Origin of the sequence: Marivita lacus (assembly GCF_014637725.1) — a bacterium.
In the GTDB taxonomy this organism is placed as follows: domain Bacteria; phylum Pseudomonadota; class Alphaproteobacteria; order Rhodobacterales; family Rhodobacteraceae; genus Marivita; species Marivita lacus.
Genome location: NZ_BMFC01000016.1, coordinates 58392 through 70806 on the forward strand (window position 1 = coordinate 58392; position 12415 = coordinate 70806).

13 protein-coding genes are annotated in these 12415 nt (G+C 65.4%); all 13 read left to right on the forward strand.

Annotation, left to right across the window (positions count from 1 at the left end):
* Nucleotides 1-11: 11 nt before the first annotated feature.
* Entirely contained in the window at nucleotides 12-1160 is a 1149-nt protein-coding gene (locus tag IEV82_RS20300; RefSeq protein WP_188483908.1) for a glycine-rich domain-containing protein, read from the forward strand.
* An 11-nt stretch (nucleotides 1161-1171) separates the two neighbouring features.
* On the forward strand, nucleotides 1172-1594 hold the full coding sequence (locus tag IEV82_RS20305; RefSeq protein ID WP_188483909.1) for a hypothetical protein: 423 nt from the start codon (nucleotides 1172-1174) through the stop codon (nucleotides 1592-1594).
* 411 nt (nucleotides 1595-2005) lie between these two features.
* Nucleotides 2006-3262 carry a phage tail sheath family protein gene (locus IEV82_RS20310; protein ID WP_188483910.1) on the forward strand — a complete coding sequence of 419 codons (1257 nt, stop codon included), beginning with the start codon at nucleotides 2006-2008 and terminating at the stop codon, nucleotides 3260-3262.
* A gap of 34 nt (nucleotides 3263-3296) precedes the next feature.
* Nucleotides 3297-3833 (forward strand): phage major tail tube protein, encoded by a 537-nt coding sequence (locus tag IEV82_RS20315; protein ID WP_188483911.1) that lies wholly within the window; start codon nucleotides 3297-3299, stop codon nucleotides 3831-3833.
* A gap of 8 nt (nucleotides 3834-3841) precedes the next feature.
* The gene (locus IEV82_RS20320) at nucleotides 3842-4159 is read left to right on the forward strand and encodes a phage tail assembly protein (RefSeq protein WP_188483912.1); all 318 of its coding nucleotides are present in this window, start codon (nucleotides 3842-3844) and stop codon (nucleotides 4157-4159) included.
* 98 nt (nucleotides 4160-4257) lie between these two features.
* Nucleotides 4258-7740 (forward strand): phage tail tape measure protein, encoded by a 3483-nt coding sequence (locus IEV82_RS20325; protein ID WP_188483913.1) that lies wholly within the window; start codon nucleotides 4258-4260, stop codon nucleotides 7738-7740.
* Nucleotides 7740-8174, forward strand: coding sequence for a phage tail protein (locus IEV82_RS20330; RefSeq protein ID WP_188483914.1), 435 nt, complete (start codon nucleotides 7740-7742; stop codon nucleotides 8172-8174). Before IEV82_RS20325 ends, IEV82_RS20330 begins: the two co-directional genes overlap by 1 nt.
* Nucleotides 8171-8410, forward strand: a complete 240-nt coding sequence (locus tag IEV82_RS20335) for a tail protein X (protein WP_188483915.1) — start codon at nucleotides 8171-8173, stop codon at nucleotides 8408-8410. The genes IEV82_RS20330 and IEV82_RS20335 overlap by 4 nt, the downstream gene beginning before the upstream one ends.
* Nucleotides 8411-8424: 14 nt before the next feature.
* A complete protein-coding gene (locus IEV82_RS20340; protein WP_188483916.1) occupies nucleotides 8425-9513 on the forward strand; it encodes a phage late control D family protein in 1089 nt (362 codons plus the stop codon).
* A 16-nt stretch (nucleotides 9514-9529) separates the two neighbouring features.
* Complete coding sequence (locus IEV82_RS20345) at nucleotides 9530-9853, forward strand: hypothetical protein (protein WP_188483917.1); 324 nt, start codon at nucleotides 9530-9532, stop codon at nucleotides 9851-9853.
* Nucleotides 9854-10031: 178 nt separating this feature from the next.
* Nucleotides 10032-10967, forward strand: coding sequence for a C40 family peptidase (locus tag IEV82_RS20350; protein WP_188483918.1), 936 nt, complete (start codon nucleotides 10032-10034; stop codon nucleotides 10965-10967).
* Nucleotides 10964-11224 (forward strand): hypothetical protein, encoded by a 261-nt coding sequence (locus tag IEV82_RS20355; protein WP_188483919.1) that lies wholly within the window; start codon nucleotides 10964-10966, stop codon nucleotides 11222-11224. The genes IEV82_RS20350 and IEV82_RS20355 overlap by 4 nt, the downstream gene beginning before the upstream one ends.
* Nucleotides 11225-11494: 270 nt before the next feature.
* Nucleotides 11495-11686, forward strand: coding sequence for a hypothetical protein (locus IEV82_RS20360; protein WP_188483920.1), 192 nt, complete (start codon nucleotides 11495-11497; stop codon nucleotides 11684-11686).
* Nucleotides 11687-12415 lie beyond the last annotated feature (729 nt).

The window sequence follows — 12415 nt, forward strand, 5'->3', positions numbered from 1 at the left end:
AAGGACGCGACATGCGGACAATTTACAACCCGGTCCTCGCGCGGATCGGCGGCAATGGCGTGGGCCCACGCAACCAGATCAGGATCTTCAACACGGCCGGCGTTTTTGATTGGATTGTGCCCGAGACCATCGATCCAAATGTGCCTGTGCGTGCGCGGGTCTGGGGCGCCGGCGGTGCCTGCGGTCTCAGGTCGGCCTCCACAGGCAACGGGCATGGCGGCGGTGGTGGCGGCCTTGCCCTGTCGGAAATCCCCGTCTTCGAACTGACCATCGGCGCCGCTGTCCCGCTCGTCATCGGCGCGGGCTCTGAGAGCCATGCCGGCGCCGGGGGCACATCTTCGTTCGGGCCTTTCCTCTCCGCAACCGGTGGCAATAGCGGCTTCAACGCAGCCGACAACCAGGGCGTTGCCGTTCTCGGCACCGGCGGCATCGGCATCGGTGGCGACATCAACCGGCGCGGCGGTACGGGTGGCACGGGGACCGAAAGCACAAGCGGCGGTGGCGGCGGCGGCGCATCCGCGCCCCATCCCGATGGCCACATGGATGGTTGCGATGGTGGCGCAGGCACCAGCTATTCCGGCGGCAGCGGGGCCTCGATCGCCCATCCCGGTGTTTCGCCGGGCGTTGCCTCCGTCAGCTCCGGCGGTGCGGGCACAGCCGGACGCGGCAGTTCTGGCCCATCCGCCTTTGCGGCGAATTACGCCTATGGCGGACAGGGCGGCGCGGGCCTGCTTGGGTCAGGCGGTCACGGGGCGAGTTCGAACAGCTACAGCAACGTCGCATCTGCAATGACACCGCCGGGAGATGGCCAGGGCCATGCTGTTCTCGAGCCAAACATGATCCTCCTTGGCGGCGGTGGCGGTGGTGGCAATGCGACCAGCTTTCAATCCTCTGACAGGGCTGGGACAAACGCAGGCAATGGCGGCCCCGGAGCCGGTGGTGGCTCCACCGGTTCTCGGAGCACAAGCAGCGATGCGTACATGCTGGCTGGAAACGGCGGCATGCTTGGCGGTGGTGGCGGATCGTCCAGCTACCATGCGCCCGGCCACGGCGGCAACGCAGGCGGCGGCGGCGGGGGTGGCTATCAGTATGGAGCCAATACCGGCCACGGCTTTGGCGGCGACGGGCTGATCATCCTTCAATACGCGCTGATCCTGTAAAGGGGAGTTTCATGAGCAAGTTTGCAAAAGTCGTGAACGACACCGTCATCGAGGTGCTGGACACCCTGGAGGGCCGCATCCACCCCGCGCTGCACGGAGAGTATATTCAGGTGCCGGACGCGGTTGAACCCGGCTTTGTCAAAACCGGTCGCAAGTTCGAGGCGCCAGCCCCTGTTGCCGCGGTGGCACCCCCGCCGCCCGAGCCCATCACGGTGGTCTCGCGCCTTGACTTCCTACGCCGCTTCACCCGCACTGAGCGCATCGCGCTGCGCGCCGCCGAGACCACAGACCCGGTGGTCGCCGACTTCCTGCTGATGCTGACCCTCGCGGAAGACGTGGACCTGACCAGCGCGGATGTCACCGAAGGGCTCGCCTATCTCGAAGCCAATGGCTTTGTCACCGCAGAGCGCGGTGCCGCCATTCGCAGCGGCTGATCCAGCTCCAAACCTCTGAGTGTCGGTTCTTCGACGGCGTGTCGGCTTTTCGACACGCAGATGCATCCGCACCTGTGTGGAAGCCCAATTCCAAGCCTCCGTAGCGCCTGTCGGGTGCCATCCATGCAAAGGACATCCTCCGACGGGCTCGCCTCTCTCGAAGCCAATGGCTTTGTCACCGCAGAGCGCGGTGCCGCCATTCGGACGGGCTGATCCAGCTCCAAACCTCTGAGTGTCGGTTTTTCGACGGCGTGTCGGCTTTNGGGCTGATCCAGCTCCAAACCTCTGAGTGTCGGTTTTTCGACGGCGTGTCGGCTTTTCGACACGCAGATGCGTCCGCACCTGTGTGCAAGCCCAATTCCAACCCTCCGTAGCGCCCGTCGGGTGCCATACATGCAAAGGACATCCCCCATGTCTGATCCTACCTTTGGCTTGTCGATCCAGCGGATCGACACCGAGCCGCGTCCGCCTGTGGCCAGCGACATGTCCGTCGTCGGCATCATCGGCACCGCGGTGGACGCGGACGCCTCCGCGTTTCCGCTGAACACGCCCGTGTTTCTCTACTCCGACGACGCCACCAAGCTCACCGCCCTCGGCGCGGCCGGCACCCTGCGCGATGCGATCACGCTTGTGAACGCGCAGCTTGGGGCCTTTCAGGCGGCCGCAAAGATCGTCGTGGTGCGTGTCGCCGACGGCGAGGGAGCGAGCGCCATCGACGAAACCCTCGCCAACATCGTCGGTGACGGTGTCACCACGGGCCTCAGCGCCTTCCTGAACGCACCTGCTGAGCTGGGCGTCACGCCCCGCCTGATCTGTGCCCCGGGCTTTACCAGCCAGCGCATGGGGGGTGATGCAAACCCCGTCTGCGCGGCGCTGCCCGCGATCTGCGAAAAGCTGCTGGCCCATGCGGTGGTCGATGGCCCCGCCACCACTCTGCAGGATGCGCTCGACTGGCGTGAGACGATCTCGCATGATCGCCTGATCCCGGTGGACCCGGCCGTGCGCGTGCTTTCGGATGGGATCACGGTGGTCCAGCCGCTCTCCCCGGCAGTCATTGGTGTGGGAGTGCGGCGGGATCATGCCTTCCAGGGCCGCCCCTTCCACAGCTGGGCCAACCAGCCGGTGCAGCACATCGTCGGCCCCTCGCGCCCGATTGCCTTCTCGCTCACCGATGGCGCCACCGAGGGCCAGAGCCTGCTCGCGGCCAATATAGGCATCCTGCTGCGCGGCGAGATGGGCGTCGAGAGCGCCATCGGTCAGGGCGGGTTCATCTTTGTCGGCACCGACAACGCCGGCGAGGATGACCTCTGGCGGTTCTACAACGTCACCCGCGGGCGCGATTACATCCACCTGATGCTGCTGCGCACGCTGCGGTTCTATCTCGGGCGCTTCAACATCACCGGCCAGACCATCCAGGCCGTTCTGAACACGATGGAAACGGCGCTGCGCAACCTCAAGGCCGATGGCGACATTCTGGGCTTCGAGGTCAAGTTCCTGCCCGCGCAGAACAGCCCAGAAGAGCTGCGCCAGGGCCGCTTCACCGTCACCTTCGCGGCCGAAGAAGCCCCGGTCCTGCGCTACCTCGGCATCCAGTCCGCCCGCTACCGCCCGGCGCTCGACGCCATGCTCGACGAGCTGCTCGCACAGGTCGGCACCATCTCCGGCTGACCCCGCACATCCCCAACACAAAGGACAGGCTCAGATGAGCACTATATACCTCATGGAGGCCGCAAACCTCTTTTGCGGCGATGACGACCCCACCGCCTCCAAGCACCTCACCCTGACTGAGTTACAGCTGCCCAACCTGCAGGAAGCCTATCAGGACCACCAGCCGGGCGGCTCGCGCGTCCAGATCGAGGTGGCGGTCGGCATCCAGAAGCTCGAGGCCAGCTTCAAGCTGGCGGGCTGGGACCCGGACCTGCTGGCCCAGTTCGGCCTTGGCGCCAGCGCGCGCAAGAAGTTCACAGCCTACGGCGTGATCCGTAACAAGCGCAGCGGTGCCGCCATCGAGGCCAAGGCGGTGCTTGAAGGCCGCCTCGGTGCGGCCAGCCCCGACGTGTTCCAGCGCGGCGAGATGCAGGGCTTCGACTACACGATCTCGGAGATCCTGCACTACGAGCTGCACTTCGAAGGCACGGAGACCTATTACTGGGACTTCTTCACATCGGATTGGCGCGTCAACGGCGTGTCCCAAAACGCGGATGAGCGCGCGATCCTGCGCATCCCCGGCGGATTGTGAGGTACATCATGACATCCCCCAAGACCAAAACGCTTCGCCTGCACTACCCCGTCACCGTCGAGGACCGCGAGGTCTCCGAGGTCACGATCACCCGCCCCAAGGTCAGGGACCTCAAGGCGATGGACGCCGCACTGGACGGCATCAGAGACAAGCTTGATCAGGGCATTGTCATGGCCGCCACCCTGACGGGATTGCCGCCAGAGGTGATCGAGGAGCTCGATGCCGAGGACTTCACCAAGCTCTCGGAGGAGGTCGCCGGTTTTTTCCCCCAGGCCAAGGCGCACGGGACTGGCGCTCCGTCATTGCCGAAACCGCCCACTGGCTGAACACCCCCATCACCGCCTTCGAGCACATGGACTGGTCCGAGGTCGTGCTCTGGCACAACGAAGCCCGGCGTCTGGCCGGCGCACAGCGCAGGTGAGCCATGTCCGTTCTGACGTCGCAGCTGATCATTTCCCTGATCGACCGGGTCACCGAGCCCGCCCGGCGGGCCGCAGGCTCCCTGGCCGGGATCACGCACCGCATACGCGAGGCAAATGGCCAGCGCCTCGGTCTGTCGGACCGGCTTGATCTGGCGCTCTCGCGCAATGCAGATGCGCTGGACAGGGCCCGATTGGGGGTGATCGACGTTGCGGGCAGCTACGCCACGCTGCATGCGGCCATCGCAGGTCCGATCCAGACCGCGGCAGAGTTCGAGGCGGCCATGGCCAGCGTGGCAAAGGTTGTCGACTTTCCGACACCCGAAGCCTTTGACGCGTTTCAAAACGAGCTGTTCCGGCTCTCGCGGGAGATCCCCTTTGCCGTCAATGGTCTGGCGGAGATCGCAGCCGCCGCGGGCCAAGCCGGCATCGCAGGAGCGGACCTGACGCGGTTTACCGCTGCGGCCGCCAAGATCGGCGTCGCCTTCGATATCAGCTCCGAGCAATCCGGCACCGCGATGGCCAACATGATGACAGCACTCGGTCTTTCCGTCGACGAGGCCATTCTGCTCGCGGACGCGATGAACCACCTGTCCAACAGCCAGGCCTCAAGTGCGGCGGACATTCTCAGCGTGGTGCAGAGCGTGGGTGCGCAGGCCACCATGTTCGGCTTTACCGCCGAGCAGACAGCCGCCTTTGCCTCGGCGATGCTGGCGGCAGGCGCGCAATCCGATGTGGCCGCCACCTCCTTCCGGAACATGGGGGCGGCCCTGACGCGCGGCGCATCCGCCACCGGGTCGCAACGGGACGCGCTGCAGGCGCTTGGCCTTGATGCCGAGCAGGTCGCCCGGTCCATGCAGGAGAACGCCGTCGAGACGACAACGGATGTTCTGCGCCGGATTGCGCAGCTGCCCGCGGAACAGCAGGCGGCCATCTCCACGGACCTCTTTGGCAGCGAGGCCCGGGCGCTTGGCCCTCTGCTGACAAACCTCGATCTGATCGAGGGCACCTTGGCGATGGTGGGCGAGCAATCCCAGTATGCGGGCTCGGCCTTTGCGGAGTTCGCCGCACAGAACGACACGTTCAATTCCCATCTTCAGCGGTTCTTGAGCTTGCTTGACGAGTTCAAAATCCGCATCGGCAACGCGCTTATTCCGGCCCTCGTCCGCCTCGGACAGGCGATTGCGCCGATCATCGTCGCGGCCTCCGAGTTTGCTGCCAGCTATCCGGAAGTGACCACGGCGATTGTCGGATCGATTGCGGGGTTCATCGCGCTCAAAGGCGCCCTCGCTGGCCTGACCTTTGTCGGGCTGCTGGGCCGCGGCGGCGCTCTGAGCCTGCTGGCTGCAGGCTTCCGCAGCCTGTTCCTGGTCGCACGCGCCGGACCCCTTCTTGCGGTTGGCGCGGCCCTGTCGTTCCTGAGCAACAATTGGCAGGGCGTCAAAGCGGGGATCGATGCGTTCAAGACCTCCTTCTCAAGCGCCATGGGGGCCGCCAGCCCTGCGATCGAGAGGTTCAACGACCTCGTGGGGGAAGCTCTATCGTGGTTCAATCGGCTGACGGGGCCGATCGATCCCGATCTTTGGCTGCGCTGGGGGTCGGCTGCAGGGACTGCGACGGCAGGTGCGGTGGCGGGTCTTGCGAGAGCTGCATCTGGCCTGCGCGACTTGCTGTCCAATCTGGTTGTTGATCCGCAGGCGGCGCTGGCGCAGGCGCGCAGCGCGGGCAAGCAAATCGTCGACAGTTTGATGGGTGGGCTGTCGGAGGCCTGGTCACGTGTCACATCTTGGAGTTCGGGTCTGGATCTGGACCTCCGGGGCCTGGCGGCTGACGCGGGCACGTCTGTCGGCGCGTTATCAGCGGATGTGGCGCATGCGGCCATTGCGGCGCTCCGCTCCGGTTGGGCCTCGATCACGTCTTATGTGGGCGATCTGGATTGGGGCCGCGTTGGCGCGACTGTGGCCAGCGGCATGCTTGCTGTTTGGAGCGGCCTTGGGGAACTGGCGATCAGTTCGATTGGTGGCGCGTGGGCGGCGGTCTCGACGTTCGCAAGTGGCCTCGACATTGACTGGTCGCAGGTCGCGGCGAAAATCGTGCTTGGGGTGCCGCAGGTTGCTTACGGTCTTGGCGCGGCCTTGGTGCGGGCGATGGCCGGTGCGTATGGTGCTGTCCATGACTGGGCCTCGACCGTGACGGTGGATTGGGGCGCGGTGGGCGAGACGATTGGCGCCGGTGTCGGTCGCTTGATCGGTGTGCTGGGCGGGTTTCTTTACGAGACCTTCACCGAGATCTGGACAGGTGTTGCGGCCTGGCTTGCCAGCGATGGTCCGGGTGTGGATTGGGGCGGTGTGGCTGGTTCTATCGTCGACGCAGTTTTTGACGGCATTGGCGCGGCGTGGCATGCCTATTCCGACTTCGTCATGGGGCTGCTGCGCGGTCTCTTCGGGGAAATCCCGCCAGAGGTGTTCGAGGCAGGTGCCAACCTGATCCAGCGGCTCAAGGACGGGGCGGTGCAGGCATTTGATGACTTTCTGGCCTGGGTCACGGGGATCCCGGGGCGCATCCTCTCGGCCGTCGGCAGGATTGACCTGTCCAGCCTGATCGACTTTGGCGAGCCCCCGGGCTGGCTCAAGTGGTTGATCGGAGAGGACGAGGCTCCGTCGCCTTCGGCAGATATTCAGGGTCCCCCCACCAATCTGCCGACGGACCAGCGCAACGCGGCGGACACACTTCTCGCGGCGCAACAGGCGGGCGAGCTGCCGACACCAGAGTATCTTGCAGGGCTCTCAGGATACGCCGAGCAACTGCGCGATGACATCGCGGGTGTCCAGGCGCAGATCGCGCAGATCGACCAGAATGGCCCGATGGGGCAGACGCTGGCGGCGCCGCTGCAGCGGGACCTGTCGCTGCTCCAAGACGAGCTTGTGGCCATTGAAGCAGAGCTGGCCGAAGGCCTATCCCGTGCGGACGAGGTCACCAATGCTCTGCGCATGTTGGGCGACACCAGCGCCACCCCTGAGGTCAGCACGGCCTCGATCGATGCAGCGCTGGCCCGTGCGCGTGCCCTTGCCATGGAGCTTGATGGGCTCAATCGCCCCGGCACGACACCGGGTGCAGCCTTGCCTACAGCCCCGGCTGCCGCGGCGCCAGACCTCGACGGCCAGCGCGCCAAGGGGGGGCCGATCAGCCGGGGTGGCACCTATCTCGTGGGCGAAGACGGCCCCGAGCTGATCACGGCCAGTCGCAACGGCTATGTGCACTCGACTGGCGAGGGGCCGATGGCTTCCCCTGCATCATCTGCTTCGGCCGCCTCCAGCCCTCCGACGATCACCGTGACGGTCGGTGATATCGTGATCTCCCCCACCATCAGCACCACCGAGCGGGTCGATCCTGCCCAGCTCTCGCGGGAGATCGGGCGGCAGATGCGCGACGAGGTGCGCGAGGCCTTCCGCGGTGTGTTTGCCGACACAGGCATGAGGTTTGCGTGATGCTGATGATGCTGGGACCGCTGCGCTTCGAAGTCGTGCCGTTCAATGCGGGCAGCTATGACCACGGCCACGCCGCCGGCTTTGCCGAAAAGCCGGTGCTGGGCGCTCGCCCCCCGCTCGAGTTCGTGGGCGAGGGTCCCGAGACCTGGACGATCAAGGCCAAGCTCTTTCCCGAGACATTCGGCGGGCTCTCGGAGCTGGACATGCTCTACACCCTCCGGGCCTCCGGCGCGCCGCACTACATGATGCGCGGCGACGGCGCCGTCATGGGCTGGGTGGTGATCCGCACCGTGACGGAGCGCTCCAGCCATCTGGGCGCAGGTGGGGTCGGCCGCGTGATCGACGTCGATATCGAGGTGGCGCGCAGCGCGCCCCCCGCTGCCACCACCTTCTTCGCGCGCCTGGCGCGGGTCTTCCTGCCGGAGCTGACATGACCGACATCACCGAACGCGTCACCGTCGAGGGTGATGGCCTCACAATCTCCCTGATCGTCTGGCGGCGCTTCCACCGCGCCATGCCAGGCCTCGTCGAGCGGATTTACGCGATGAACCCCGGGCTTGCCGCGCATGGCGCAACTCTGCCCCTGGGCACGTCCTTTCTGCTGCCGGTCCCGGCCCCCGACCCGGCGCCCGATCCGGCGCAGGTGCTGGCGCCGATCCGGCTCTGGTAACAGCGGAGGGGGACATGCGCGCAGCGTTCACCGTCACGGTCGCCGGGACAAACATCACGACAGCGCTGGCACCGGTGCTGCTGAGCCTGCGGGTCGCGGACAAGGTCGGCACGCACACCGACAGCGCCGATCTCGAGATCGACGACACCTCTGGCCAGATCGTCCTGCCTCGCAAGGGGGCGAAGGTCGCCATCAGCCTCGGCTGGCAGGGTCAGGGCCTGCGCGAGGTGTTTCGCGGCACGGTGGACGAGGTGAAGTCCTCGGGGAGCCGCGGGGCGGGTCGCCGCCTGCGGATCAGTGCGAAAGGCATGGACACCACCGGTCCCGCAAAGGAGGGCCAGCAGCGCCACTGGGACGAGGCCACGGTCGAGACGATCCTGCGCGATGCCGCCCGTTTTGCCGAGGTGGCGAATGTGCAGATTGATCCCACGCTGCGCAGCCTGTCCCGCAGCTACTTCGAGATGCGCGACGAGAGCTTCGCCGCCATGGGTGAGCGCTTGGCGCGCGAGATCGGGGCCAACTTCCGCATCGTCGACGACACGGTCATTCTCTCCCGGCGCAACGCCGATTACACCGCTGCCGTCCGCGCGGCCTGGGGTGACAACCTGCACAACTGGGACATTGCCCCGCAGCTTGGGCGGCCGCAGTTCAGCGGCGTCCGGGCGCGCTGGTATGATGTCGAGAAGACCGGCTGGCAGGTGGTGGAGCGCGCCACAGGGCTGGATGTTCGGGCGGTTCATTCCGGGCGCCTGTCGCTGGCGGGGCCAACCGAGGCCGTCCAGCAGACCGACAGCGATGCGGCCACGGCCGAGCGCGACGCGGGCGAAGGCTCTGTCGTGATCGAGGGCAATACCGCCGCCATCCCCGATGGGCTGTGCATCGTCTCGGGTACCCGGCCGGGTGTTGACGGGGCGTACCGGATCGAGGCCGTGACCCATACGCTCAGCCGCGCAGGTGGCTTTGTCACCGCACTTGACCTCAAGCAGCCCCGGGGCGGCGCAGGGGCTGACCCGCGCGCAGCCACGACCCCGACGGTTGCGAGGGCCAAGGCCGCGCCAAGCACCCCACCCATAGTCGACCCGGATGTCTCCGGGCCGCAGTAACAGAACAGGACAGCACATGGCGCAGGATTGGGTCACAGGGATCCCCACACTGGTTTACTTCATCATCGGCATGGGCGGTGTCGCGGGCGCCATGCTCGCCATAATCAAGCTCTGGCAAACCATCCGACCCCGGCCGGACACCACCGAGCGCGACATCGAGACGATCCGCGATGACGTGCACGACATTCGCGCCCGTGTCGCCGCCTTGGAGATCGAGATCGCCAAGATTGACCAGCCCTCCATCGCAAAGCGTTTCGACGGCCTCGAGGGCAAGATCGACCGGCTCTACGAGTTCCTCCTCGACCGTTTCTCGGATGGAGCACCCGACCGCAGGCGGTGACGGGGAGGCTTGGGCTATCGGTAGCACCCGCAATGGAGCATCGGGTACCGCCAGCGAAATGAACATTGCCCAGCCGGTCCGCGGCGCGATCTGCGCCGTCGCGGCCTGCGGGTTCGCAAACCTTCAACACGCATCACACAGCCGTCCTTCGGGGCGGCTTTTTTTATCGGAGACCGAAATGACCCCCTACGAGATTGCCAAAACCTATATCGGGACCACCGAAGGCTCCGGACCGCAGAACAATCCGGTGATCGTGCAGATGTACGCCACCGTGGGTCATGATTGGGTCGAGCATGACAGCGTGGCCTGGTGCGCCGCCTTTGTCGGCCATTGCATCGAACGCGCCGGCCTGCGCTCCACCCGCAAGCTCAACGCCCGGTCCTATCTGAATTGGGGCGTGCCGGTCGATCTGGCCGAGGCGCAGGAAGGCGACATCGCGATCTTTACCCGTGGCGACCCAAGCGGCTGGCAGGGCCATGTCGGCTTCTTCGTGCGCAAGACCGCCGCCTCGATCGAGGTGCTCGGCGGCAATCAGGCCGATGCGGTCAACATCAAGCGCTATTCAAAGACCCGGCTCCTCGGCATCCGCCGGGCCGGCAGCGTCGCACCCGCGGTGACCCTGTCGGTGCGCGACGTCCAGCAGCGGTTGCGCGCCCTCGGCTATCATGAGGTCGGGACCGCAGATGGCATCATGGGGCCCCGCACACGCGCAGCCATTCTCGCCTTCCGGCAGGACAACGCGCTCACACTGGCCCCGATCATTGACACTGCTCTGATCGACGCTCTGGACACCGTGCCGCCGCGCGAGATTGCGGCCGAGCGGGCCTCCGGCATGCCGCGCAACAGCCGGATTGTCACTGCCGCCAATACCCAGATCGGATTGGGCACTCTTGGCGCGCTCGGAACGCTGAGCAGTCAGATCGCACCTGCCTTGGCGGAGGCCGAAGGCGCGCAAGGGCTGGCGCACCGTTTGATTGCCCTTCTGGGTCTGGACGGATGGCTCCCCGCGCTCCTGCCCTGGATCGGGGCCGCCGTCTTCCTTGCTGTCGTTTGTGCGGCATGGCGCGCCAGAGCCGCGCGTATCGAAGACCACCGCTCGGGGAAAACGCCATGATCGGCGCGGTCCTCACCGCAGCGGTGGTGAGGGTCGGTCGCACGCTGGCGCGCGTGGCCACCCTCGCCGCGGGCATCGCGGTTCTCGTCTGGCTGGCCCTGCGCCGCGGCCGTCGCGACGCTCAGGCCGAAGAGACCCTCCGTCGCGCCAACGCCCGCATCACCGCCCTGAAAACCGCACGGGATATCCGCCATGACCTGCAGAACGCGGACCGCGATGATCTTCAGCGCCGCGCTGACCGCTGGATGCGCGACTGAGCCAACCAGCCAGTCCGACGCCTGTGACTGGGCGCAGCCCATTCGACCATCGCGGGCGGATGTGTTGACCGTGGGAACGCTGGCGCAGATCGTCGCGCATAATGAGACGGGGGAAGTGGTGTGTGGCTGGGTGCCGTGAGACCCTTCCTGATACCAGCTGACGGATAGTGCAGCCCGTGATACCCATCGGAAATGACGCAGCTTGGCAGTATCACCAACAACCATCTCAGTATCACATGCAAGACCTGTCGATCGCACCGGATGCTCGCGGTGAAACCCCTGATTGATCGATTGGGCTGGGAAACCCGTTTGCAGGACATCGTCCCAAAGCTGCGCTGCAGCGCCTGCAAATCCAAAGGCTACATCGAGCTCCAGATCGTCTATGTAAGCGGGTCCGGGGAAGCCCTGCTGGGCGCAGGGGATAAAAAGCCCGAGAACGAGACGGGTTGGAAATCGGGATGATCAGCAACACCTCAGCTACATCATGGGAGCTTTAGGTTCATCACCGGTGACAAAACGAGGCGGCGCACAAGGGAGGAAACGCGCGCCGCCTCAGAAGTCTTCGACAACCCTAAGGGAGGAGGAAAAAGGCTGCCGACATGTGGACATTCGACGATTTCATCGCTTCTCACAATGGCAAATGCTGCATTGCAGCATTGCGTGATCTGCATAGTAGCATTCATGCCACGCTAACCATGTCGCGTTAGGCAGCCCATGCTGCGACAAATCGCTTTTCTTCGATAAAATACCGTAGCACGTTGCCGCGGAGCGACGTGGGTCGTTGCTTACCAGGCTCCGCTGTCTCCGCAACTGAGGAGGAGTGCGTCGCAGACGGCGGGGCCAACCTCGACATTCGCGCATTTCAGATTGCCGCGTTATCGGTTCTCCAAAACAGAAACAGAACTGTCTTCACACGCGTGGACAGTACAGCTTTGGACAATGCTAGATTGCACTCATAACACGCAAATCACGTTAGGCTGTATAGTCAACGCTTGCATATGCCTTGGCGTTGTTCGGTCAGCCTCGTCCGCTCCGTGACCGACAACACAAAATCGTACTTGGACAGTAAGCATTCGCTGGAGGCCGCGGTCAAGCGACCTTGACCAGGGGCGTGGCCCCGTCCCATTCCCACGGCAGCAACTCGTGCAGGCGCGAGACCGGCATATCGGAGATGCGGGCGATGATGTCGGC